The organism is Nostoc sp. LEGE 06077 (assembly GCF_015207705.1).
GTDB lineage: Bacteria > Cyanobacteriota > Cyanobacteriia > Cyanobacteriales > Nostocaceae > Nostoc_B.
The window spans coordinates 1-25,993 of the sequence record NZ_JADEWI010000050.1 but is presented as its reverse complement, the minus strand read 5'-3'; the positions used below and the strand labels follow the sequence as shown (position 1 = coordinate 25,993).

Here is a 25,993-nt window from a genome sequence, read left to right as displayed (position 1 = left end):
TTGAATGAACTGTCTCACCAAATCATTTTGTGAATTGATATGACTGCATTGGGAACAATAAATACGGAATAAAAAATAAAAAATCAGTTCATGAAAGTAACTTTTGTTGGGTTTGGCTTTCTTGGTGCAATCTGTATATCTGCAAGTTACAACAGTAGTGTTTACGCGCAAGTAACCCCCGATAACACTCTCAATACTACTGTGAGTGGTAGTAGTAATTACACCATCAACAACGGCACTCATGTCGGCAATAATTTATTTCATAGCTTTAGCCAATTCTCTATACCTACAGGTGGATCTGCTCTGTTTAATAATTCCACTAGTGTAGAAAACATCTTCGCCCGTGTCACAGGTGGAAGTATCTCGAATATCGATGGCACAATCAGCGCTAATGGTAGCGCCAATGTATTCTTGCTAAATCCTGCGGGGATTTTGTTTGGGGCTAATGCTAAATTGAGTATTGGCGGTTCTTTTGTTGGTACTAGTGCAAATAGCATTAAATTTGCCGATGGGGTAGAGTTTAGCGCCACTAATACAACAGCCCCCCTCTTGACAATGAGCGTCCCTATTGGATTGCAACTTGGTAGCAATCCTGGAGCGATTACCGTTCAGGGAGCCGGACACAATGGTAGCTTCAGTGCATCGTCTTCAATATCTGGACTCAACATTGGTACAAGAGGATTACAAGTACGATCTGGCAAAACCTTAGCGTTAGTAGGTGGAAATATTGCCTTGGATGGCGGCTTACTCTCCGCACCAGGAGGACAAATAGAACTGGGTAGCGTCAGTAACGCCAACGTTACTCTTAATTCCACGTCTCAAGGATTTACCCTGATTTATCCTAATACTGCGAGTTTTGGCAATATAACCCTTACCCAAAAAGCTTTAGCATCTACACGCGATCTCAGCCAAGGAAATGGCGGATCTGTCAACATTCAAGGAAAGCAAGTGAGTATCCGCGATGGTTCTTTGGTATTTGTTCAAAATCGTAGTAACCAAGCTGCTGGTGATATTGTTGTTAATGCTACTGAGTCACTAGATATCATTGGTAAGTCACCTAATTTTAGAAGTTCTAGTAGTTTAATCAATGACACCGTATCCTCTGCGGCAGCAGGGCATATCATCGTTAATACCCCGAAGTTAAATATTGATCAAGGTGGTTACATTTTAAACCGCACATTTAGTACAGCGTCTGGAGGTAACATTATCATCAATAGTGATGCAGTAGATGTCAATGGTTTTGCATCGGGCGATCCTCTAGCTTTTCGAGCCGTTAGTCAGATATTCGCTGCGTCTTTTGGTAAGGGACATGGCGGAAATATTTCTATTTCCACTCAAGATTTATCTGTTTCTGCGGGAGCTAATATAGCAGCTAGACCTTATTCTTCAGGCAAGGGCGGCGATCTGAATATCAAAGCAGATACAATTCTAGTGACAGGTGAAGGAACTCCAAAAGGCAGTTATTTTAGTCTAGTTTCTGCTGCCACATTCGGGCCTGGTGATGCTGGAAATTTGAACATTGATACCCGTAAACTGTCGGTTCAAGCTGGTGCTAGAGTCTCAGCTTCTAGCATCATTTTAGGCAATGCAGGTTCACTGACTATTAATGCGTCGGAATCTGTTGACGTGAGTGGAGTGAAACCAGAAGAAACACCTAGCTATATTGGTACTGCTGTTCTGCCTGTTGGTTTTTTTAGTACAATTTCCCGTGCTAATGCAGGTAACACAACTATTAATGCTCCAAGTGTTAGTGTCTCTGATGGTGCAACGATTTTTGTCCAAAATACTGGCTCTGGGACAGCTGGTAATCTGCAAATTAATGCCAATACTCTCACACTCAAGAATGGTGGAAACCTTTTAGCTTCCACAAAAGCAGGTGAAGGCGGTAACATCAACCTGCAACTGCAAGATTTACTACTTATGCGTTATGGCGGTTTCATTAGTGCCGAAGCAGGGGGTACTGGTAATGGTGGCAATATTAGTATTAATGCTCCGGTGATTGTTGGGCTAGAAAATAGTGACATTATTGCCAATGCGGTACAAGGAAAGGGTGGGAATATTGCCATTACAACTCAAGGCATTATTGGTCTAAAATTCCGTGATACCTTGACTCCAAGAGTTGATTTGACCAATGATATTACAGCTAGTTCTGCATTTAATGTTAATGGTACGGTAGAAATTAATAATATTGGTGTTGATCCCAATTCAGGTTTAGTGGAACTGCCAGCAAATGTGACTGATCCATCTCAAAAAATAGCTAGTGGTTGTTCTGCCAATCCAGGTAGTAGTTTTGTCGCCACCGGACGCGGTGGTGTACCCCAAAATCCCACACAAGAAATCAGGAGCGATCGCACTTGGGCTGATATCCGCGACATCTCTGCATTCCACAATAAAACTACCGCAGTTATAGCCCAAACACCGAAATCCCCAGAAACACTTGTCCAAGCTACATCTTGGCGACGTAACGCCCAAGGCAAAATTGAATTAATTGCTGATAAATCTTCTGTGAATTTAGCACCATCATTAACTTGTGCTGCTGTTCATAAAAGCTGAAAAAAAACTCACCATAACATTACACAGTCACCCCCATAGCAAACTGAATCTTGGGAAGACTAGATACAAGGTAGATAATTACAAGTTTGGTTGATGAAAGTAACTTTTGCTAACTTAGGTTTAATTGGTGCAGTCTACATATCTGCTATTGGTAACAGCAGTGTTCAGGCACAAGTCATACCCGATAGTACTCTCAACACGGCTGTGTCTGGAAGTAATAGTTACAACATTACTGGCGGTACTGTTGTTGGCAATAATTTATTTCACAGCTTTAGCCAATTCTCTATTCCTACAGGTGGTTCTGCCACATTCAACAGTACCTCTGGCATCCAAAACATTTTTAGTCGGGTGACTGGTAATAGTGTTTCTTATATTAATGGTTCAATCACAACTAATAGTGGTGTGAATCTGTTTTTACTCAATCCCGCAGGGATTATATTTGGAGCAGATGTTCGCTTAAATGTGGGTGGTTCTTTTATCGGCACAACGGCAAATAGCATCAAATTTGCTGATGGCAATGAGTTTAGTACCAACATAACTCAATCCCCATTGTTAACCATGAGTGTACCTATCGGATTACAGTTGGGGGGCAATCTGGGAACTATTTCCGTACAAGGGATGGCAAATAATAGTAAACTGAATCCCACATCTCCTGTTTCTGGATTAACTAGTACAAATGGTTTGCAGGTTAAACCTGGAAAAACATTAGCTTTGATAGGCGGTGATCTCGTTCTCGATAGTAGCTTTCTTTCTGCACCAGGAGGACGAATCGAACTTGGCAGCATTACCCAAGGCAGTGCAAATATCCATCTCACACCGCAAGCATTAACGTTTAGCTATCCAAGTAATGGCTCTAGCTTTGGTAATATCCAAATGAGTCAACGTGCTGTTGCATCTGTACGCGGAACCAGCCCCGGTTCTATTCAACTTCAGGGTAAACAGATCGATCTTCGGGATGGTTCTTTGCTGGTAGTACAAAATTTAGGCAACAGTCAAGCAGGAGATATTACTGTTAATGCTACAGAGTCGCTACAGGTAATTGGTAGATCCTCAGATTTTCTTAGTTCCAGTGGCATAGTTAATGAAGCTCTACTATCAGGAACCGCAGGAAATATTGTGATTACAACTCCAACATTAACAATTGATCGCGGGGCAATTGTTATGAATCGTAGCTATAATTCGGCCCGTGGTGGTAACATCACAATCGATGCCAATACAGTGTCTGTGGGTGGGGTTGATCCGCAAGATCCATCTACTGTTCCGCTCTTTGGTGTGCTTGTTGCTGCTGCTTTTGGAACTAAGCCAGGTGGAGATTTATCAATTTCTACTGATAGCCTTTCAATTTTGGGCGGTGCTAATGTTGGTACGAGGAGCTTTTCTAGCGGTAAGGGAGGCAATGTTAAAGTTACTGCTGATACTGTGAATGTCTCTAGTTTAAATGCTCCCCCTGGATCACTTTTTATCAGTTTGTTATCAGCGAATACTTTTGGTAAAGGAGATGCAGGAGACTTACATTTAGATACTCGGAAATTGTCAATAGAAGATGGGGGTTTAGTCTCAGTTTCGAGTGTAAGTAGAGGGAATGCTGGCAATCTTACCATTAATGCCACTGAGTCAATAGATGTGAGCGGGATGAAAGACACAGCAAATCCTAGTTATATTGGAGCGATCGCTCGTTTATTCATACTGAGAACTCCTACAGCAATTAGTAACAATAGTACCGCTAAAGCAAATGCAGGTAGTGTCACCATTAATACTCCTAAATTAACTATTCGTGATGGGGCAAGAGTGTTTGTTGAAAATGAAGTTCAAGGTGATGCAGGTACCTTAAACGTTAATGCCAATACGTTATATCTCAACAATGGTAGTAGTCTTTCTGCATCCACAAAAGTTGGTCAAGGGGGCAATATCAATCTCCAACTCCGCGATTATTTGCTCATACGTAATGGTAGCTTCATTAATGCTGAAGCTGGTGCTGCCGGCAATGGTGGTAACATTACCATTAATTCACCTATCATTCTCGGCTTAGAAAACAGCGATATTATTGCCAATGCTTTCCAAGGTAAAGGCGGAAATATTGACATTACAACTCAGGGGATTTTTGGGTTACAATTTCGTCCGCAACTGACACCAGAGAATGATATCACTGCTAGTTCACAATTCGGTGTCAATGGTACAGTGGAAGTTAATACTGTTGGTGTTGACCCCAATTCTGGTTTAGTTGAATTGCCAGCCAATGTCACCGATCAATCGCAGCAAATAGCAAGTGGTTGTTCTAGTACCAATGGGAGTAGTTTTATCGCCACCGGACGCGGTGGTGTACCCCAAAATCCCACACAAGAAATCAGGAGCGATCGCACTTGGTCTGATATCCGCGACATCTCTGCATTCCACAATAAAACTAACGCAGTTATAGCCCAAACACCGAAATCTCCAGATGTTCTTGTCCAAGCTACATCTTGGCATCGTAACGCCCAAGGCAAAATTGAATTAATTGCCGATAAATCTTCTGTGAATTTACCACCATCATTAACTTGTGCTGCTGTTAATAAAAACTGAAAAAACTCACCATAACATTACACAGCCACTCCAATTACTCACTTCATCTTGGGAAGACTAGACAGCAAGTAGATAATTTGAATTACAAATAGGCTGATGAAAGTAACTTTTGCTCAATTAGGCTTCATGGGTGCAGTCTATATCTTGGCTATTGGTAATAGTCATGTTCAGGCACAAGTTACACCCGATGGTACACTTAACACGGCTGTGTCTGGCATGAATCTTTATACCATTAATGGCGGTACTGTTGTTGGCAAGAATTTATTTCACAGCTTTCAGCAATTCTCTATTCCTAGCAACGGTTCTGCTACCTTCAACAATAATTCTGGCATCCAAAATATTTTTAGTCGGGTGACTGGTGGTGATGTTTCCAACATTAATGGTTCAATCAACACTAATAGCGGTGTGAATCTGTTTTTGCTCAACCCGGCTGGGATTATATTTGGAGCTAATGCTCGCTTAAATGTGGGTGGTTCTTTTATCGGCACAACTGCAAATAGCATCAAATTTGCCGATGGCAAAGAGTTTAGTGCTGTGAATACAAATGCCCCAACATTATTGACAATGAGCGTGCCAATTGGCTTGCAAATGGGCAGTAATTCCGGTGCAATTAACGTTTATAGGGCAAAATTAGCAGTTCCAGCGAAAAATACATTTGCACTGGTTGGTAATAACTTAACTTTTGACAAGAGTACAATTACGGCTACCGATGGCAAAGTTGAATTAGGCAGCGTTGCAGCGAATAATCTGGTGGGACTGTCTGCAAATACTGCTGGATTCAACTTAGATTTTAATGCTGTGACTCAGTTCCAAAATATAAACTTTATTAATGCAGCTAAGGTTGATACAAGTGGACAGCAAGGTGGTGCGATCGCTCTCCAAGCAGGGAAAATTACTCTGTCTGGCTCTTCTACTATCACTTCCCACACATTAGGCACAGGCACAGGACAAGGTATTCTCGTCAAAGCTTCAGAATCCCTAGAACTAATTGGTCAGCCAGCCCTTTCTAACACAGCAATTGCCGCTTACTCCCAAGCAACAGCTAGGGGACGGGGTGGTGATGTGACCATTGAAACACCTGTGCTGAATGTTTTAAATGGCGCACAAATTAACACCCGTGCCTATGGAATTGGCGATTCGGGCAATATTACAGTCAAAAGTAAAACTGTCAATGTGATTGGAGAAGCAATCTATACACCAACAAAACAGCGATTTAGTGTGAGTACCCTGGCATCCAATACCATGAATAATTCTCAAGGTCGGGGTGGTAATGTCAAAATTGATGCTACACAAGTCAACATTCGAGACGGGGCTGAATTGCGTGCTACCGCCAGAGGAACTGGTGATGGTGGCAACATTATCATCACAGCACAGAACCTAAGTATAACAGGCGAAACTGCAACAAATGAACCTGCATTTTTGACAGGTATGAGTACCAGCATCCGTGAATATGCTACAGGTAAGGGTGGAGATATCATTCTCAATGTCGGTAAACTAGAGGTCTTGAATGGCCCTGGTATTCGGACAGGTACTTATGGTGAAGGCGCATCGGGTAACATTATTGTTAATGCTGACGAAGTAACGGTGGCTGGTAGTTCTTCAACTGGCGTGGCCAGCCGATTTTTTGCCTCAACAAATGGTAACTATGATTTTGCTACTGAAAAACTGATTAGTCTAGGTCAGGGACAAGGTGGCAACATTACTTTTAATGTTGGTCAACTCAACTTACTCGACGGCGGACGAATTTCTACCTCAACTGAAACCTACGGTACAGCCGGAAATATTTCTATTCAAGCCAATTCCGTGAATATTGCAGGTGTCAGCCAAGTACCTAGTGGCCAACTACTTTACTCTCTTGATGCGACTGGCCCCAGCGGGTTGTATGCTTCTTCTACTGGCCCTGGGACTGCGGGTTCGGTAAATCTGACCACGAAGAATTTGAGTCTGCGTGATCGCGGCGAAATTGTAGTTAGTGGCAAAGGTACAGGAAATGCCGGTAATATGCTCATTCAGGCTAATTATCTGAAGTTGGATCAAGCCAGTAAACTGCGATCGGAAGCCAATGCAGGCGAAGGAGGGAATATTGATCTGCAAGTGCGAGATGTCTTATTGATGCGTCGTGGCAGTTTCATCAGTGCAGAAGCAGGTGGTAATGGGGGTAACATCACAATTAACGCCCCTAATATTGTCGGTTTAGAAAACAGTGACATTATTGCCAATGCGGTGCAAGGTAGGGGTGGTAATATTCACATCACAACTCAAGGAATCATCGGGTTGAAGTATCGCAATCTTCTCAATCCTAGAGAAGTTTTGACCAATGATATTACCGCTAGTTCCCAATTCAATGTCAATGGGACTGTGCAGATTAATAATGTTGGTGTTGACCCTAATTCTGGTTTAGTTGAATTACCTAAGAATCTCACAGACCCATCCCAACAAATTGCTAGTGGTTGTGCTAACGAGACTGGTAGTAGTTTTGTCGCCACAGGTAGAGGTGGGATACCGCAAAATCCCACACAGGAAATTAGGAGCGATCGCACTTGGGCAGACACCCGCGATATCTCTACATTCCACACCAAACAACAAGTACAAGCCCAAACAGCAAAATCTCCAGAAACACTTGTCCAAGCTACGTCTTGGCGACGTAACGCCCAAGGCAAAATTGAGCTTATTGCAGCCAAATCATCTTCACCGATGCAACCCGCTTTAACCTGTGCTGCTGCATTCCAAAATTAACTACTGTTAAAAATTTTATTATCTTGGGAAAAATAAATATGGACTAGAAAATAACAAAATCTATTCATGAAAGTAACTGTTACCAGTTTGGTCTTAATTGGTGCAATTTTGATGTCTGCTATTTACCACAGTGATGTTCAGGCTCAGGTAACTCCTGATGGCACTCTCGACACAGATGTAAGTGGTAGTAATAATTACACCATTACCAAAGGTAGCCGTGTCGGTAATAATTTATTTCATAGTTTCAGCCAATTTTCTGTTCCTAGCAATGGTTTCGTAGCCTTTAATAATGATGCAGACATCCAAAATATATTTAGTCGGGTAACTGGTGGTCATATTTCCCACATTGATGGTGAAATCAGTGCCAAGGGTAGTGCCAACTTATTTTTAATCAACCCTGCCGGGATTATTTTTGGCAAAAATGCCAGCTTAAATATTGGTGGTTCATTTGTCGGAACTACGGCGAGTAGTATTAAGTTCGCTGATGGGACAGAGTTTAGTGCTGTCAATCCTGCGGCTAAACCATTATTAACAATGAGTGTACCCATTGGACTGCAAATGGGCAGTAACTCTGCTTATATCAAAGCTCAAGGAAGAGGATATACAAATAGCAATTCTTTGATTATTCCAATACCCAACTCCACAGAATTACAGGTGAAACCAGGGAAAACCTTAGCCTTGGTAGGTGGTAATTTACAAATAGATGGATTTATATTTACTGCCCCACAAGGACGGGTAGAATTGGGTAGTACCAACGGCATTGGACAAGTTAATTTAATTCCAAATGCACAAGGTTATACTTTGGGTTATGAAAATGGACAAATTTTTGGTGATATTCAATTAGCAGAACAGTCACTTATAAATGTCAGTGGTATAAATTCAGGTTCTGTTAGTTTGCAAGGAAAAAATATCCGTTTAATAGACGGTTCATTGATACTTGCACAAAATTATGGAAATCTTACCGGTGGAGACATTAGCATTCAAGCATCAACAGAAATTAATTTAATTGGGAGAAGTAGAGATGGAAATATTGTGAGTGGAGTTCGTAGCGAAACTTATGGAATTGGAGTAGGGGGAAATATTGGTATTTCTACTCAAAAATTTACTGTTCAAAAAGGAGCTGGTTTAAATAATCTAACTTTGGGAATTGCTCCTAGTGGCAATATTGATATTGATGCCAAAACAATTGAAATATCTGGTTTTTCAGTAATAAACCCGAACGGCGTTAGTGGTATTAGCACTTTGAGTTTTGCTTCTGGTAGTGCTGGCGATATCTTCGTTAAAGGTGATAATTTGCTAATATCTGGTGGAGCTTCCCTTTCTTCAGTTACGTTCGCCAGTGGAAGTAGTGGTAAAGTTTCAATTCGCAATCAAAATACCACAGTTATCGGCAACAGCCCTTCAGGATTTGACAGTGCGATTACTTTAGCTACATTCGCGTTCGGAGATAACAAAGATTTGATCCTGAATACTGGCAAATTACAAATTTTAGATGGGGGAAGAATTGGTTCATCTACACTGTTTGCTGGCAACGGGGGAAATGTCATTATCAATGCAAGTGAAGAGATCGCAATTAGTGGTCGTAACAATAACAATAACAGTGCAATTAATTCTTCTGCGACTCGTCTTAATGCAAAGTTGCGTCAATCATTTGGCTTTCCCGATATGCTGACGGCAAATGCTGGTAGTCTTAGCATTAAAACACCAAATCTGATCTTGACGGATGATGCTACTGTGACTGTAACAAGTGAAGGTACTGGTAATGCCGGCAACCTGAAAATTATCGCAGATATTATCCAACTAAAAAATCAGGCGTTGATTCAAGCACAAACCGAATCTGGTAATGGTGGAGATATAGACTTAAAATTAAGAAGTTTGCTGTTAATGCGGGATCGCAGTAAAATTACAACCACCGCAGGCAGTCAAGGTAATGGCGGGAATATCAACATCAATGCACCCGTAATTGTCGGCTTAGAAAACAGCGATATCACTGCTAATGCTCTTCGAGGTAAAGGTGGGAATATTAACATCACCACTCAGGGAATTATTGGTTTAGAATACCGTTCGCAACTGACACCAGAAAATGATATCACCGCTAGTTCAGAGTTTGGGGTGAATGGTACAGTGGAAATTAACAACATTGGTGTTGACCCCAATTCTGGTTTAGTGGAATTACCAGGAGACTTTACTGATTCATCACAAAAGATTGCTAGTGGTTGTGATGCTAATACTGGTAGTAGTTTTGTGGCCACAGGTAGAGGTGGGATACCGCAAAATCCCACCGAGGAAATTAGGAGCGATCGCACTTGGTCTGATATCCGCGATATCTCTACATTCCAAAATAAAACTAGCGCAGTTATAGCCCAAACACAGAAATCTCCAGAAATCCTTGTCCAAGCTACATCTTGGCGACGTAATGCCCAAGGCAAAATTGAACTTGTTGCCGCTAAATCTCCTTCTCAGGTGCAACCATCATTAACCTGTGCAGCTGTTCTCAAAAATTAATCGATGTTAAAAAAAATACTAAATTGGGAAAAATAAAACACTGAATAAAAAATAAGAACTAAGTTAATGAAATTAACTTTTGCTGGGTTTGGTTTTCTTGGTGCAATCTGCATATCTGCTATTCATAACACTGGTGTTTACGCACAAGTCATACCTGATAACACTCTCAACACTGCTGTGAGTGCTGGTAGTACTTACACCATCACCAACGGCACTCGTGTTGGCAATAATTTATTTCATAGCTTCAGCCAATTTTCCATTCCTAGCAAAGGTTCAGCAGTTTTTAACAATGCCACAGATATCCAAAATATTTTTAGTCGCGTAACTGGTGGTAACGTTTCCAACATTAATGGTTCCATCAGCGCCCAAGGTAATGCCAACTTATTTTTAATCAACCCCGCTGGAATTATTTTTGGGCAAAATGCCAGCTTGAATATTGGTGGTTCATTTGTGGGAGCGACAGCCAACAGTATTAAATTTGCTGACGGGGTGGAATTTAGTGTAACTAATTCCAGTGCAACACCATTACTGACGATGAGTGTCCCCATTGGCTTACAAATGGGCAGTAATCCAAGCCCCATCACGGTTCAAGGTACAGGTCATGCCCTAACAGCTGTTAGTAGCCTCAGCCCCATCACTCAAAACCCTAGTGCCTCAGAACTGAGGGTCAAGCCAGGAAAAACCTTGGCACTGGTAGGAGGTAACTTAAATCTCACCGGCGCAACTTTGAACGCGCCCCAAGGAAGGTTGGAATTGGGAAGTTTAAGTGGAGTCGGAATGGTCAGTTTAAATCCCATCTCCCAAGGTTATCAGTTAGGTTACGAGAGTGGACAAAGCTTTGCAGATATTCATCTCACCCAAAAATCGTTGCTGACTGTAGGAGCATTACCAAGTGTCGGGGCTTTGAATGCTGGTTCAGTACAGTTGCAAGGAAAGCACATTCAAATTAGTGATGGTTCAATTATTTTTTCCAAAAATCTGGGAAATGTCGCTGGGGGTGAAATTTTTTTACAGGCTTCAGAAGGGATTGAGATTGTTGGTACAACAGCCAATGCCAAAATTCGTAGTGGTATCCGCACTGAAGGATTGAATACTGGCACAGGTTCACACATTCATATCATCACTCCCCACTTAACACTCTCACAAGGCGCAGGAGTTAACAGCAATGCGTTTGGATCGGCTGCCAGTGGCGACATTCAGATTGATGCGGGGACAGTTGAGATATCTGGTTTTTCTGCCATCAACCCCACAGGCGTGACTTCTCTAACTACCTCTTCCCGAACAGCTAAATCAGCAGGTAATCTCTCCATTAACACTAATAATCTACTAGTTTCTAATGGCGCAGCCATCTCTTCAATAACATTTGCGAATGGTTCCACGGGGCAAGTAACCATTCGCAGTCAAAATACAACTGTCACGGGAGACAACCCAGCAGGACTCTATAGCAACATTAGTGCAATCACCTATGGTAAAGGCAATGCCCAAACCTTGACGTTAGATACGAACCGATTACAAATACTCAATGGAGGAGTGGTAGCAACTACGTCATTCTTGATTGGTCAAGCTGGAAATTTAAATATTAACGCGACGGAATCAATTTTGATTGATGGGTATAGTCAAGCTAACAATAGCAGTATTAACTCAGCCGTTCTGTTCCCTCAAGCATTAATTCAAAAGCTATTCAATTTGCCCAATGTTCTGTCAGCAAATGCCGGAACTGTGAATATAACCACCCCAACTTTGACGCTGACCAATGGCGGCGTAGTCAGTGTGACTAACCAAGGTACAGGTGATGGGGGCAATATCAAAATTGCTGCCAATAAAATTTTCTTAGACAGTCAAGGTAGCATTCAAGCTCAAACAGCATCGGGCGAGGGAGGCAATATGACCTTACAAATCAGCGATCTATTGTTGTTACGCCACAATAGCTTGATTAGTGCGACATCAGCGGGTACGGGTAATGGCGGCAATATTAGCATCCATGCTCCTGTGATGATTGGACTGGAAAACAGTGATATTGTTGCTAATGCGGTGAAAGGAAAAGGTGGGAATATTGATATCACTACTCAAGGGATTATTGGTCTAGAGTTTCGTAATACCCTGACTCCCCGCCAAGACCAAACAAACGATATTACTGCTAGTTCCCAGTTTAATGTCAATGGTACAGTGGAAATTCATAATGTTGGTGTTGACCCTAATTCTGGTTTAGTGACATTACCAGCGAATTTTACTGATTCATCTCAAAAAATAGCTAGTGGTTGTTCTAATAATACTGAAAGTAGTTTTGTCGCTACAGGAAGAGGTGGTGTACCCCAAAATCCCACACAGGAAATTAGGAGCGATCGCACTTGGGCTGATACTCGTAATATCTCTGCATTCCATAAAACTAGCACAGTCACAGCCCAAATCCCTAAATTACCTGAAGTTCTTGTCCAAGCTACATCTTGGCATCGTAATGCCCAAGGCAAAATCGAACTTGTCGCAGATGAATCTTCCACTCAGGGACAAAAAGCATTAACCTGTGCAGCAGTTCCCAAAACTTAACCTATGTTCTACCTCTTGTCTTAGCCAAGATTGCCAACCTTACCTAAACAGTCAGAACAAAAACCCGCTACAATTGGAATTCTGTAAAATTGGCAGATAAATTTTTACAAGGTTCATGAGTATTCAGAGGACTAACATTATGATTCAGATTGGCTCACTAGTACAGTCCTCGAATAATTCTTTGGGGATAGGTAAGGTTATTGAAATCTCTCAAGGCAATATTGTTGTTGAGTATTTCTGTTCCATAGGGCAACGCTTGCAAAAAACTGTACCTTTAGGGTCGTTGTCCCCAGTCCTCTTAAAACAACAGACTCGATGCTATTTCCAATTAAAAAACCAAAATCAATGGATAATTGGCAAAATTTTTGGTTGGGACGAAGACGCTCTCAAGTATCAAGTTGATTTGCCAGATAAAAAGTTTATAATTACGGCTGAAAAAGAAATTTACGTTCGTTGTAATTTAGCGGTCAAAGACGCTATTGAAACCTTAGCAATTAAAGGACATGAAACACCTTACTTGCATGATAGAAGGTTGGCCTTAGTTAAATGCTTAGTTAAACAGAGGGCTGTTAGTCATGGGATGACAGGACTAATTTCGTCCAATATTCATCTTTATCCTCACCAAGTACAAGTTATCCGACGTGTATTAGAAGATTCAGTTCAACGCTACATATTAGCCGATGAAGTAGGACTAGGAAAAACTATTGAAGCAGGTGTCATCCTCCGGCAATATTTATTGGATGAACCAGATAATATAGTCTTAGTACTGGTTCCAGGAAAATTAGTGCAACAATGGAAAGATGAATTAGAAAATAAATTTTATATTTCTCATTTTCCCAAAAGAGTAGTGGTAATGGCATCTGAAGATGTACATAAAATCAAACCACAAACCAAGATTGGATTACTAATTGTAGATGAAGCCCAGCATATTGCAGCAATGGCTAATTCTCAGGATAGAAAAATAAGTCAACAGTTTGAAATTTATAAAAATTTAGCTCATAAAAGTGAACACTTACTTTTGTTATCTGCTAGTCATATCCTGAAGAATGACCAAGATTTACTAGTAATGCTGCATTTACTAGAGCCAACAATTTATCAATTAAATAACTTACCAGATTTTCAGGTAAAAATCCACAACAGCCAAATCATCTCTCAAATCATTTCATCATTAAAGAATGACCAAGAAAGTTCGGGAATTGCAAATAATTTAGAGCAGCTACAGAAACTATTTTCTGATGATAAATATTTATTAAGTTTAGTAGGCAAATGGGAAAAATCTTTACCAGAAACCTTAACTAGCCAAGATAAAGTTCTCGATGAAATTTGTATTTACATCAGTGAAACATATCGACTACATCGGCGAATACTTTGTAATCGTCGTGCTGGGGTAGAAAATGCCATATTGAATCGTCATATTACACCTAAAGAAGAATACGATTTAGATGAGCGCTCATTTGATATCCATGAACTTATTGAAAAATGGCGTAATGCTGCTCCCAACGATGAACACTACCAACGGATTTTTCTATTGTTGTTTTTGGCTTCTGGTACTTGGTTAGGTATTTTAGAGCAAGTAATTGCAGCACGTCAAAGTGGGATTCGTCACCCAGCACTGATCAAAGAATTTGGTAATCATGATCTCAATCTGTTAACTCAAACTCAAAAATTTGAAGGTGAAGAAGAAATTCTCACATCTTTACGCCAAATTATTAGTCAACCCTCAGAAGATGGAGACCGGATTGAATTACTAAAAATTATTCTTCTCTACCGTTTATCAGAAATTTATGGGCTACAATCATTTCGTAATAATATTACTCAATTAGGCGAAAGAATCAAGCAGCGGATTAATAGACCTATTCCTGGTGATTCTTTACCAAAAATCTTGATATTTAGTGGGTTTGGGCAAAGTTGCCAAGAAATTGCTCGTTCTCTATCAATAACGTTTGGTGCAGAAAGTATTGCTATTCATCAATCAGAACAAGACTGGGGAGAAACTGAAAAAAATTTAACCCAGTTTCATAGTAATCCTAATTGCTTTATTTTAATTTGTGATGTTTCTGCACAAGAAGGTCATAACTTCCAATTTATTGATTGGGTAATTAATTTTGATATTCCTTGGATACCTTATCAGTTAGAACAAAGAATCTGTAGATTTAACCGGATTAGTAACTCTAAAAATATTGATTTTACTGTGCTAGTTGGTGCTGACTTAGAAGAAAGCCTTCATGCTGCTTGGTATCAAGTTTTAAGAGATGGATTTTTGATATTTACTGATTCAATAGCTAGTTTAGATGTTAGTCAACAATTATCAGAATTAGAAAAAACTTTGTTTCAATTAGGTGCTACTGGTTTATTAAACCAAATTGGATTAACTCAACAAGAAATTACTCAAGCACAATTAGAAATAAATTCAGAGGATGTTTGGAATGAAATCAACATTCAACAAGATGATCATACATATTTTCAAGAACTAGATAATTATGATAGTAATCATCCGGAAATTAAACGGGCTATTGAAGGCTGGATTGATGATGCATTAAAATTTAAATCGATTTATCACCCAGATTTAAAAGATGTGAAATACTATCAGGCAACCAAATATACTTTAGTGCCTGTAAATGAATTAAAAACTCGCTTTGCTAATAGTAACATCAGCCAATTTGGTACTTATAACCGCCATCTCGCCAACCAGAATCCTGGTATCAAACTTTTCCGCATTGGCGAAAAATTAGTAGAGACAATTTATAACTATATAAATTGGGATGATCGCGGTCAAGCTTTTGCTTTATGGCGACAAGATTTATCGTGGGATAGCAAGCCAGGTATGGAATGGTTTGGTTTTCAATGTAACTTTTTAGTTGAGTTTAATCTCGAAAAAATCCAGCAAATATTTACAGATTATCAACTTGATGATTCTCAATTCAATCTTTTCAAGCGTCGCGTTGATTCTCTGTTTCCACCTTTCATGGAGACCATCTTTATTGATGCTCGTGCAGAAAAACTCAGTGAGGTTCAAGATGAACCAACTTTAAATATATTACAGCGTCCCTATCAAAAAGATAAAAATTCTCATCGAGTGCAAGATTATAATCTAGCGAAAGAGCGTTTAGAGATTATTGACAATTTTATTCCTCCTAATAATTGGCAGAATGTTTGTTATCAAGTCTGTAATATGTCTCAGACATTACTGACTGAACGTCAAAATTATCTTGAATTATGTGAACACTATGCTCAAATTGCGGATCAGAAACTAGGTCATAGAGTAGAACAATTAAATTTGCGCTTGAATACAAAAACCTGGGATCATACTCTAGCTGAAGAACTGAAAATAGAAAGGGTTTTAAAGTCAGTTATTGTTAAAGGAATCCGTCAGCCACAGCTTCAACTTGAATCTGTGGGTTTTATTGTGATATCTGGCCGATCACTATCTGAGGATTTGTAGTTATTGAGCGATCGCTTAACTGAACAGTACCAGCATACAGCACAGCGAGGAGCTACTTTAAATTCTGCTTGTAAGTAGGGCTTGCTGACAATGCTGTATGTTGGCGTAAACCGTGCTTTGTGCTGATGCGCTAGGTCTAGAAATACTTTCGATGTCTGAGGATAAGACATTTTAAGTAATGTTAGGGTTGTATTTTGTAGTTACAAAACTTTATAACGGCTAATAACACTAATTTTAGATTGTAAACCTTGATTCATCAGCTTATTTTAGAAGTTGAAACCAAGAATATCTATCTTAATTTAGTCTGAATAATTATCTCTAAAAAGATAGATCCATCATTTTTATGAAATTGTCTTTACTTAGTTTATTGTCCAGCATCAGCCTGATTTTTTGTTTAACTATAACACCAAATGTCAGAGCAAATACTATCACTCACAAGCAGGATAAAGAAATATCTGCACAAGAAATAGCTGTAAAAAAAAATCGTATCTAGCTTAGGCTTAATTGGTCGCGCACAGCAACTTCAAATATTTGTGTAGGGAATAAATGGGTCTATAAATCTTTACCCAATAGTAAATGGTTGATTTCTCTAGACAAACAACCTATTTGGCTATCTCAAATTGAGCGATCACCTCTAATTTACACGGGAAAACTTTAAAACCCCTTACCCATCCTGCTCAGTTTCCTGCTAGTCAATTAGTCTTTCTGCTTGATGGTGACATAGCGATCGCCACCAAATCCGCCAGCCAAATAATTTAATATTCACTGGAGTTAGACAAAAGAGCATTCGGGGAATACTAAATAAGGGTATAAAGAGCGACTAGTTTATGAAAGTAATTTTGATGGATTTGGTGAATCGAATATTGCTGGGTTCTAAGCTCTGCTTGTTTTGGAATAGTTGCACTCATGCTCATGTCTCCAAGAATGGATATCACTTCATCATCTTGGACGGTAATGCGGCAATGAAAATCTATTTCATCACTATTAACCGTTTTTTGTTGCCCATAGCCAATATACAGTTCAGCAACATTTGATATCACTACATTAGTAACTACCTTATGAATTTCCAAATTATACAACGTCGTTGGCTGTACGTCAGTTTGAGTATTTTGAGCTTGTGTTTGGCAGTCACAATTACACCTACTCAAGCATCTTTACAAGTACCAACTCATTCTCTTTCTAGCCGTAATGTCAATATATCCAATACAGAATCAACTAATTGGCTAGAACAGGGACGAACCCTTTACCACTCAGGTAGCTTTACAGAAGCTGTGAAGATATGGCAAATGGCAGTCAAAAATTATCATAACCAAGGCGATCGCCCCAACGAAGCCTTAAGTTTGAGTTATCTGTCATTGGCACAACAAGAACTCAATCAATGGGAAGCAGCCAGACAATCTATTGAACAGAGTGTAAAGATTTTACAAACTACTAAACCCTCGGTTGATGCAATTATCTGGGCGCAAATACTGAATACCCAAGCAAATTTACAACTACGTACAGGCAAGACTGAAACCGCTCTAGAAATTTGGCAGCAAGCGCAAAAATATTATGAGCAAGCAGGCGATAAAATGGGCAGCTTAGGCTGTCAAATCAACCAAGCACAGGCCTTACAAAGTTTGGGATTTTACCGTCGCTCGAAACAACAATTGGAGGCGTTAGGGCAGAAGCTAGTAGCAATGCCAGATTCAGAAATCAAAGTTAGTGGGTTGCGATCGCTGGGTTTAGCTTTGCACGCCATCGGCGATCGCAACAGCCAGTCAGTATTAGAACAAAGTTTAGCCACAGCCAACCAAATTGCCGCTAAAACTCAGTTAAGTTCTATTCTTGCAAGTCTAGGGAAAGTTGCTTCTGATTTGCAAGACCCGGAAGCCGCATTAAATTACTTTGAAGATGCAGAAACATCTGCGACAAATCCCAATGAAGCTTTACAAGCGCGTTTAGCTCGGTTCAAATTATTGGTGGATTACAACAAACTAGAATACGCAATTCCCTTAGCACCACAATTACGGCAACAGTTAGCAGAATTGCCACCCAGTCATAGTTCCTTGGGTGCTGCAATCAATTTTGTTGCCACCTTAAATCGCTTGGAAAACCCAGAGCAAGTTTTACCTAGCCAAGAGTCAGCGCAACTGATGGCAGACACAGTTAAATCTGCCAAAAAAATTCAGGATGGCAGCGCCCAAGCCTATGCACTACATGAGTGGGCGCAACTCTACAGTCGGAAAAAACAGTGGACTGAGGCACAGGAACTAGCCAAGAAATCCCTGAGTATTGCTCGTGAAATCCAAGCGGATGATCTGATTGCTCAATCAGCGTGGCAAGTAGGAAAGTTGTATAAGCAACAAGGCAATCGTCTTGAAGCAATTACAGCTTATACAGAAGCAGTGAAATCATTAAAAGCATTGCGCGGCGATATGGTTGCTGTCAACCCCGATGTCCAATTTTCGTTCCGCGAAAGTGTTGAGCCTGTCTATCGGGAACTAGTGAGTTTACTGCTAGATGACCAACCTACTCAACCTGCGTTAACACAAGCGCGTGAATTGATTGAGTCACTGCAAATTGCCGAACTGGATAACTTTTTCCGCGAAGCTTGTTTAGATAAAGCACAGCAAATTGACAAAGTTGACCCCACAGCCACAGTTGTTTATCCAATTATTTTAAGCGATCGCTTAGGCGTAATTTTCTCTAAAGCTGGACAACCACTGCGTTACTACTCCACTCCTAAATCTCAAGCAGAAATTGATCAAACTTTAGGTAATTTTCTTGTTGCTCTTAACCCAGTTTCAGACTCAACAATTCGGGAAAAATTATCTCAACAGATTTATGACTGGCTGATTCGTCCAGCCGAAGCAGATCAAGCGTTCAAAGACACTAAAACACTGGTATTTGTCTTAGATGGGCGATTACGGAACATCCCAATGGCAGCCTTATATGACGGTAATCAATATCTGATTGAGAAGTATGCTGTGGCGCTCTCACCAGGATTACAACTGATGACAGCCCAGTCACTCCAGCAAAACCACATTGATGCGATTGTTGGTGGAATTAGCGAATCTCGTGCTGGTTTTAGTGCCTTGCCAGCTGTGGAATCGGAAGTGCGGCAAATTTCTCAGAAAGTTCCATCTTCGACATTACTCAACCGGCAATTCACAAGTCTTGCCCTCGCCGATCAAGTCAAATCTAGTAAGGCTAATGTTGTCCACCTCGCAACCCACGGGCAATTTAGCTCCCGTCTCGAAGATACCTTCTTACTTACGTGGGATGGGCAAGTGAATGTGAAGGAGCTATCCGAACTCCTCAAAAATCGTAGTGGTAATTCATCAAAGGCGATCGAATTATTAGTCCTGAGTGCCTGTGATACCGCCAGTGGCGATGATCGTGCTGTTCTGGGATTAGCTGGTTTAGCTGTCAAATCCGGCGCTCGTTCCACCATTGCCACACTCTGGCCAGTTAAAGATAAAGCTGCCCAAATGCTCATGACTCGCTTCTATGACCAACTACGACAGCCCAAAATCTCTAAAGCTGAGGCACTACGGCAAGCGCAAATTAACCTGATTCGTAAAACTGACTTCCATGACCCGTTCTTTTGGTCGGCCTTTGTCTTGGTAGGGAACTGGCTATAATTCCGTAATATTACTACTAATTTATAGGCTAAAAAAATACATTTTTTATGGATTTTTAACATAGATTCAGCTATAAATGCTAGTAGCCTTCCCCTAATTTAAATAGTGTTTAGACGTATTTGAGGAGTTGTTAACACAGTGTCGTTTAATGTATTTTCTATCACTGCTGAATGAGATGAGGTCAAAAATGAGGAAACATCAATATCTCGCTAGTATATTGAGCATCATTGCTCTAATTGCTAGTAGTACATGGGCTAGTGCCTACGCTGTAACATTCACCCCGCCGGTGAAAAATTCAGCGCCTAGACAAGCCACTGGTGGAGCTTCCCGTGGGAATCTCTTTACCCCAAATAAAAGTAATAGTGCGCCTAGACAAGCCACTGGCGGAGCTTCCCGTGGGAATCTCTTTACTCCCAAAAAAAATAACAGCGCTCCTCAACAAGCCACTGGCGGTGCTTCTCGTGGGAACCTCTTTACTCCAAAAAAAGATAACAGCGCTCCCCAACAGGCAAGTGGTGGTGCTTCCCGCGGGAACCTCTTTACCCCAAATAAAGGTAACAGCGCTCCCCAACAGGCAAGTGGCGGTGCTTCCCGTCTTGGGACTTACTACTTGAATCCTTCGACTGTAGCAGCAACTGGCCCCGCAGCACTGATTGCCCTTCTGCCCGAAAGCTTCTACGGGACAACTCTTTCTGAACGCCCCACCATTTTGGTTTACCTCCCTGCTTCTAATGCAGAAGAGGCGGTGTTTAGCATCAAAGATGAAACTGGTAATACAAAGTATCAGATGACCGTTTCTGTGGCGAATAAAGCTGGAGTCATCGCATTTAAATTACCAGCGGATGCACCTGCTTTAGCTGTGGGTAAAACCTATCAATGGTTCTTGGCGCTGAAAGTAGATGGAAAACTTAGCCCAAGTACACCTTACGTTGATGGTTGGATTGAGCGTATCCAGCCGACTGCTGAACTGTCAACAATCATGCAGCAGCAAGATACTCTCAAGCAGGCAGTTGCTTTGGGTAAAAACGGGGTGTGGTATGACTGCGTAGCGACAATGGCTATGCTGCATACTGCTCAACCCGAAAATGCAACGATTATCCAGCAATGGAAAGAACTTCTCGCCTCCGTTAGCTTAAAGGATATTGCCACAGCACCTTTAGTAGCATCAGCTAATTAAGGACTGTAGGGGCTAGGGAAAAGAAGAGTTTTTCTAATACCCAATGCCCCATCCAATAGTCAATTTCAGACAAGTATTAGTGGAGTCATGGCTGACGAATGCTAATCAATGTTATTTAAGCCCCTGGCGAAATTATGTGGCGTAAATTTCAAGGTTATATCCAACGCTCTCGTAGTGTTTTAATTATTACTCCCAGTGTCGCTCTCACATTTATTGTTGGGCAGTCATTGGGACTTTTTAATTTGCCGGAGTGGAAACTTCGTGATGAATGGGTACGACAAAGGTCGCAAAATACAATAGCTGATGAAATTGTCATTGTCACCATTGATGAAGGAGATATCCAAGCAGTTGGTAAATGGCCAATTCCCGACTGGTCACTAGCAAAATTACTCGAAAAGATCAGAGCGCAACAACCCCGTGCCATTGGCTTGGATATCTATCGAGATTTACCGGAAGGCAGAGGATATGAACAACTTGTCCAAGTCTTTCGTAACACTCCCAATTTAATTGGTGTAGAGAAAATTACTGGGGAACGTGTTAATCCGCCGCCGGAATTGCAAAAATTGGATCAAGTAGGATTAGCCGATTTGGTTTTGGATGGCGATCGCCATGTGCGTCGTGCCTTACTTACTTCAAGTGATGCCAAACAAGAGGGAAAAATTAAAGCGGGACTGGCAACTCTTGTCGCCCTTAAGTATTTAGAAACCGAAAAAATTAACTTAGAATCTGTTGACGAAAAACAACAGAAGTTTCGCTTAGGCAATCAAATCTATCTCCCACTCCAAAATCAAGAGGCGGGTTATTCTGATACCGATGTCGGTGGCTATCAAATTTTGCTCAACTGGCACGGTTCAGAAGCAGCATTTCGTACAGTGGCAATGCGGGATGTGTTAACAGGCAAAATTCCGGCAAACATGATGCGCGATCGCATGGTGTTTATTGGGTCAACTGCTGCCAGTACCAATGACTTCTTTAGCACACCTTTTAGTTCTTCTTTGATTTCTGCTCAAAAACCTACCCCAGGTGTTGCCATCCATGCCAATATCGCTTATCAACTAGTGCAAGGGGCAAGAACTGGGAAAGCCAACCTAAGCGGTGTTTCTGGGGTGGCTGTGTCCTTCTGGATTATTTTGTGGTCTTTAATGGGTTCTGGTGGTAGTTGGTATTTAGCTAATTTCAGTACCAAGCGAAAGATTCCCGGTGGGAAAATTTTGTGGGCAACAGTAGGCATTAGTGGCGCATTTGTCGGTGTTGGCTACGGGATGTTTTTACAAGGCGTTTTAATTCCCATAACACCTGCCTTAGCTGCATTCATCAGCAGCGTAATTGCCACAACTAATGCCTATAAACAGCAGAAGTTAGAAGAAGCAAATCGGCAACTAGAAATTGCCAACTCTCAACTCCTAGATTATTCTAAAACTCTGGAGTTCAAAGTTGAAGAGCGAACTCATGAACTGCTGGAAGCCAAACAAGCTGCTGATGCTGCTAATGAGGCTAAAAGCGAGTTTTTGGCCAATATGAGCCATGAGCTACGCACACCACTAAATGGCATTTTGGGTTTTGCTCAAGTGCTAGAACTATCGCCAAATTTGACCGATAAAAATCGGGAAGGAGTCAGTATTATTTATCAATGTGGGTCGCACTTACTCATGCTGATTAATGACATTCTGGATCTCTCGAAAATTGAAGCTCGTAAATTAGAATTGGTGACGACTAATGTACATTTGCCTACTTTCTTACATAGTGTCACCGAAATTTGCAGTATTCGAGCCGAGCAAAAAGGAATTGGATTTAACATCTTATTAGACAATTCCCTGGCAGTTGTCATTCAAGTAGATGAAAAGCGGCTACGACAAGTTTTAATCAACTTACTTGGCAACGCTATCAAATTCACAGACAATGGTAGCGTCACATTTAAAGTAGATGTGATTGAGCAAAAGTCTTCGCAAATTACTGATGAGACTTCAGAAATAACCTATCAGAAGGTTCGCTTTCAGATTGAAGATACAGGTGTTGGGATGTCAGCAGACCAACTGGAGAAAATATTTTTGGCTTTTGAGCAAGTAGGTGAAGCGGGAAGAAAATCTGAAGGTACAGGGTTGGGATTAGCCATCAGTCAAAGAATTGCCACCTTAATGGGTAGCCAAATTCAAGTGCAGAGTAGCTTGGGAGAAGGTAGTTTATTTTGGCTGGATTTAATAGTACCAGTACCAGTTTCTCATGACTGGAATACCGTAACCATTGCCGCCAGTGAACAGAAAATCATTGGTATTCGCGGTCATACGCCGCAAATTTTGATTGTCGATGATGATTGCAACCACCTTTCCTTGTTGAGTAGTCTGCTACAGAAAATTGGCTGTCGAACTTTAGAAGCAACTGACGGCAAACAAGGTTTACATCTGGCAACTGAACATCAACCGGATATGATTGTGTTGGATTTAGCTATGCCGAATATGGATGGCTTTGAGCTAATGGTGCAATTACAAGAAAATCCCCAGACTCATTTGATTCCGATTATTGTCTCTAGTGCTAGAGTGTTCGAGGAAAATCAGCAACGAAGTTTAGAGGCTGGTGCAACAGCATTTTTACCCAAACCCTTGCAAGTTGATGAACTATTAAATGCGCTGCGATCGCTACTCAATGTGGACTGGATCTATGCCCAATCTCAATCTCAGCAGTTACCTGTCAAGAATGAGTCAATAGATGATAATGGTGAATTGATTTTGCCATCTCAGGAGATTTTGCAACAACTATATCATCTCGCAATGATGGGAGACATTCCGGCGATCGAGGCAATTATCGCAGAGTTAATCAAGCAAGATAGTCAGTTCACTGCTTTTGCAAATACCTTGGGCAAACTTACTGTTAATTTCCAAACCACAAAAATCCGTAAGTTCCTGAAATCATTTGTCACCACGGAGTCACATCAATGATCACTGAAACTCTTTTGAACCCAATGCACATTTTATTGGTAGATGATAATCCCAATAATCTGAAGGTGCTATCTGAAGCTATTAAGGGATGTGGTTGGAAAGCACTTATGGCAACGGATGGTGAGTCGGCAATTGAACAAACAGAATATGCTCATCCCGATTTGATTCTCTTGGATGTAATGATGCCAGGTCTGGATGGATTTGAAACTTGCCGCAGGCTGAAAGCTAATAATATCACTCAAAATATTCCGGTCATTTTTATGACTGCCTTGTCTGATGCTACAGACAAAGTTAAAGGACTAGAAATGGGTGCAGTTGACTATATTACTAAACCTTTTCAACAGGAAGAAGTTATTGCTCGACTCAAGTTACACCTAAAAATCTCTCATCTGACGCGAACATTAGAACAAAGAGTGCAAGAACGCACCGCAGAATTAACTTATTCTATACAACAGTTACAACAAACTCAATTACAACTAATCCAGAGTGAGAAAATGTCGACTCTGGGGCAACTTGTTGCAGGTATAGGTCATGAGATTAATAACCCGATTGGTTTTATTAGTGGAAACTGCTCTTATATTGAGCAATATGTAAATGATCTTTTTCGTTTAGTGAATCTGCAACAGCACAAGTTACCAGAGGCAGATCCCGAACTGGAAGAACTGATAGAAGAAATTGACTTAGAGTATCTAGCTGAGGATCTACCAAAACTTCTGTTATCAATGCACCAGGGAATTAATCGGCTCAAAGACATCAGCCTTTCTTTGAGAACCTTTGCTCGATCCGATATTTCTTCTAAGATCAAGTTTCAAATTCACGAAGGTATTGATAGTACCTTAATGTTATTGAAACATCGGCTTAAAGATCAAGGCGATCGTCCGAAAATCGAAGTTATCACACAATACAGTGAGTTACCTCCAATTACTTGCTATCCCGGACAACTGAATCAAGTATTTATGAATATTATTGCTAATGCTATTGATGCCTTTGATGACCTGCATCAAAACTGCTCTCATCAGGAGATAGCCGCTTGCTATTATGCTGTCACAATTACTACATCAGTTGATCATGAGCAAAAAACTGTGACAATTTGCATCGAAGATAATGCTTTGGGTATGCCTCCTGAAGTGCAATCTAGAATTTTTGAGCCATCTTTTACAACTAAGCCTGTAGGTAAGGGAACTGGCTTAGGATTAGCTATTTGCAACCAAATCATTGTTGATAAACATCATGGACATATCAACTGTTCATCAATCACTGGCAAAGGAACGAAGTTTGTGATTACTCTGCCAATTTAGCTTTAAATATAATAAATGGCGTTGCTGATTGGGGTATGAATTTAAGAACATAGAGGAAGAGAATGATACTTCAAGTAATGAAGTAATAATCTAATAAAGTATTTCAGCATTTCTACGGATTTAGAATAACACAACGTTTTTCGATGCATTCATGCTAAATAATGACGTAAACGAGTGTTTTCACCTTCTACTCTAGTCATGTAAATCTTACTCACAAGCTGATCACCAGGGTCAATAAACTGAGGATAAACCTTCCATCCATCAGTGACATAAAAATAGCAATGCCAACAGCAAACTATTATATCCCATAAAGGTTTGAAGGTTTCTGCACTATGATCACCCAATACCCAAGCCAGAATACCTTAGAACTCTTGCAAAAATGTTTTGTGGTAAAATTAGAGGCTTGGCAATTTGCGATTAGGACTTTGAGGAGCCGTGAAAATAGAGAAAGCCAAACAGCTTACTGCAAAAAAATTTAAGCGAATGACTGGAGTAAGCCGTAAAACTTTTGAATTAATGGTTGATGTAGTTAAAGCTGATGCTCAAAACAAAAAGAAGCCTGGTCGCAGTCCTAAATTAGTTATTGAAGACCAAGTTTTAATGGTCATTCAATATTGGAG

Annotated in this window: 11 protein-coding genes and 2 pseudogenes; 11 read left to right on the top strand and 2 right to left on the bottom strand. The window is 40.7% G+C overall.

Annotation, left to right across the window (positions count from 1 at the left end; translation table 11 throughout):
* Positions 1-90: 90 nt before the first annotated feature.
* The 6 genes from IQ244_RS24510 (at position 91) to dpdE (ending at position 16,339) form a co-directional block, all read left to right on the top strand.
* The gene (locus IQ244_RS24510) at positions 91-2,553 is read left to right on the top strand and encodes a filamentous hemagglutinin N-terminal domain-containing protein (RefSeq protein ID WP_193898820.1); all 2,463 of its coding nucleotides are present in this window, start codon (positions 91-93) and stop codon (positions 2,551-2,553) included.
* A gap of 93 nt (positions 2,554-2,646) precedes the next feature.
* Positions 2,647-5,112: a filamentous hemagglutinin N-terminal domain-containing protein gene (locus tag IQ244_RS24505; protein WP_193898818.1), complete on the top strand. Its 2,466-nt coding sequence runs from the start codon at positions 2,647-2,649 to the stop codon at positions 5,110-5,112.
* Between the two features lie 96 nt (positions 5,113-5,208).
* Positions 5,209-7,848 carry a filamentous hemagglutinin N-terminal domain-containing protein gene (locus IQ244_RS24500; RefSeq protein WP_193898817.1) on the top strand — a complete coding sequence of 880 codons (2,640 nt, stop codon included), beginning with the start codon at positions 5,209-5,211 and terminating at the stop codon, positions 7,846-7,848.
* A 66-nt stretch (positions 7,849-7,914) separates the two neighbouring features.
* Entirely contained in the window at positions 7,915-10,353 is a 2,439-nt protein-coding gene (locus IQ244_RS24495; RefSeq protein ID WP_193898815.1) for a beta strand repeat-containing protein, read from the top strand.
* Between the two features lie 66 nt (positions 10,354-10,419).
* Positions 10,420-12,897, top strand: a complete 2,478-nt coding sequence (locus tag IQ244_RS24490) for a filamentous hemagglutinin N-terminal domain-containing protein (protein ID WP_193898813.1) — start codon at positions 10,420-10,422, stop codon at positions 12,895-12,897.
* Between the two features lie 139 nt (positions 12,898-13,036).
* The gene (dpdE, locus tag IQ244_RS24485) at positions 13,037-16,339 is read left to right on the top strand and encodes a protein DpdE (protein ID WP_193898811.1); all 3,303 of its coding nucleotides are present in this window, start codon (positions 13,037-13,039) and stop codon (positions 16,337-16,339) included.
* Positions 16,340-17,136: 797 nt separating this feature from the next.
* Here dpdE and IQ244_RS24480 read toward each other — a convergent pair.
* Entirely contained in the window at positions 17,137-17,409 is a 273-nt protein-coding gene (locus IQ244_RS24480; RefSeq protein WP_193898809.1) for a hypothetical protein, read from the bottom strand.
* Between IQ244_RS24480 and IQ244_RS24475 the strand changes: the two genes are divergently transcribed.
* From IQ244_RS24475 to IQ244_RS24460, 4 genes are all read left to right on the top strand, one after another.
* Complete coding sequence (locus tag IQ244_RS24475) at positions 17,398-19,965, top strand: CHAT domain-containing protein (RefSeq protein WP_193898807.1); 2,568 nt, start codon at positions 17,398-17,400, stop codon at positions 19,963-19,965. The two genes, IQ244_RS24480 and IQ244_RS24475, sit on opposite strands and share 12 nt — an antisense overlap.
* Positions 19,966-20,152: 187 nt before the next feature.
* Complete coding sequence (locus tag IQ244_RS24470) at positions 20,153-21,142, top strand: DUF928 domain-containing protein (RefSeq protein ID WP_193898806.1); 990 nt, start codon at positions 20,153-20,155, stop codon at positions 21,140-21,142.
* 134 nt (positions 21,143-21,276) lie between these two features.
* Positions 21,277-24,075: a CHASE2 domain-containing protein gene (locus tag IQ244_RS24465; RefSeq protein ID WP_193898804.1), complete on the top strand. Its 2,799-nt coding sequence runs from the start codon at positions 21,277-21,279 to the stop codon at positions 24,073-24,075.
* The gene (locus IQ244_RS24460; RefSeq protein ID WP_193898802.1) at positions 24,072-25,373 is read left to right on the top strand and encodes a response regulator; all 1,302 of its coding nucleotides are present in this window, start codon (positions 24,072-24,074) and stop codon (positions 25,371-25,373) included. The genes IQ244_RS24465 and IQ244_RS24460 overlap by 4 nt, the downstream gene beginning before the upstream one ends.
* Positions 25,374-25,414: 41 nt before the next feature.
* Here the strand turns inward: IQ244_RS24460 and IQ244_RS24455 are convergent.
* Positions 25,415-25,735, bottom strand: a pseudogene (locus IQ244_RS24455) (IS1 family transposase); the annotation flags it as partial.
* A gap of 73 nt (positions 25,736-25,808) precedes the next feature.
* Between IQ244_RS24455 and IQ244_RS24450 the strand changes: the two are divergent.
* Positions 25,809-25,993 (top strand): annotated as a pseudogene (locus IQ244_RS24450) (IS5/IS1182 family transposase); the annotation flags it as partial.

Excerpts from the sequence above, each read along its gene's own strand:
- IQ244_RS24510 (WP_193898820.1), top strand. The coding sequence starts at position 91 with ATGAAAGTAACTTTTGTTGGGTTTGGCTTTCTTGGTGCAATCTGTATA.
- IQ244_RS24505 (WP_193898818.1), top strand. The coding sequence starts at position 2,647 with ATGAAAGTAACTTTTGCTAACTTAGGTTTAATTGGTGCAGTCTACATA.
- IQ244_RS24500 (WP_193898817.1), top strand. The coding sequence starts at position 5,209 with ATGAAAGTAACTTTTGCTCAATTAGGCTTCATGGGTGCAGTCTATATC.
- IQ244_RS24495 (WP_193898815.1), top strand. The coding sequence starts at position 7,915 with ATGAAAGTAACTGTTACCAGTTTGGTCTTAATTGGTGCAATTTTGATG.
- IQ244_RS24490 (WP_193898813.1), top strand. The coding sequence starts at position 10,420 with ATGAAATTAACTTTTGCTGGGTTTGGTTTTCTTGGTGCAATCTGCATA.
- dpdE (WP_193898811.1), top strand. The coding sequence starts at position 13,037 with ATGATTCAGATTGGCTCACTAGTACAGTCCTCGAATAATTCTTTGGGG.
- IQ244_RS24475 (WP_193898807.1), top strand. The coding sequence starts at position 17,398 with ATGAATTTCCAAATTATACAACGTCGTTGGCTGTACGTCAGTTTGAGT.
- IQ244_RS24470 (WP_193898806.1), top strand. The coding sequence starts at position 20,153 with ATGAGGAAACATCAATATCTCGCTAGTATATTGAGCATCATTGCTCTA.
- IQ244_RS24465 (WP_193898804.1), top strand. The coding sequence starts at position 21,277 with ATGTGGCGTAAATTTCAAGGTTATATCCAACGCTCTCGTAGTGTTTTA.
- IQ244_RS24460 (WP_193898802.1), top strand. The coding sequence starts at position 24,072 with ATGATCACTGAAACTCTTTTGAACCCAATGCACATTTTATTGGTAGAT.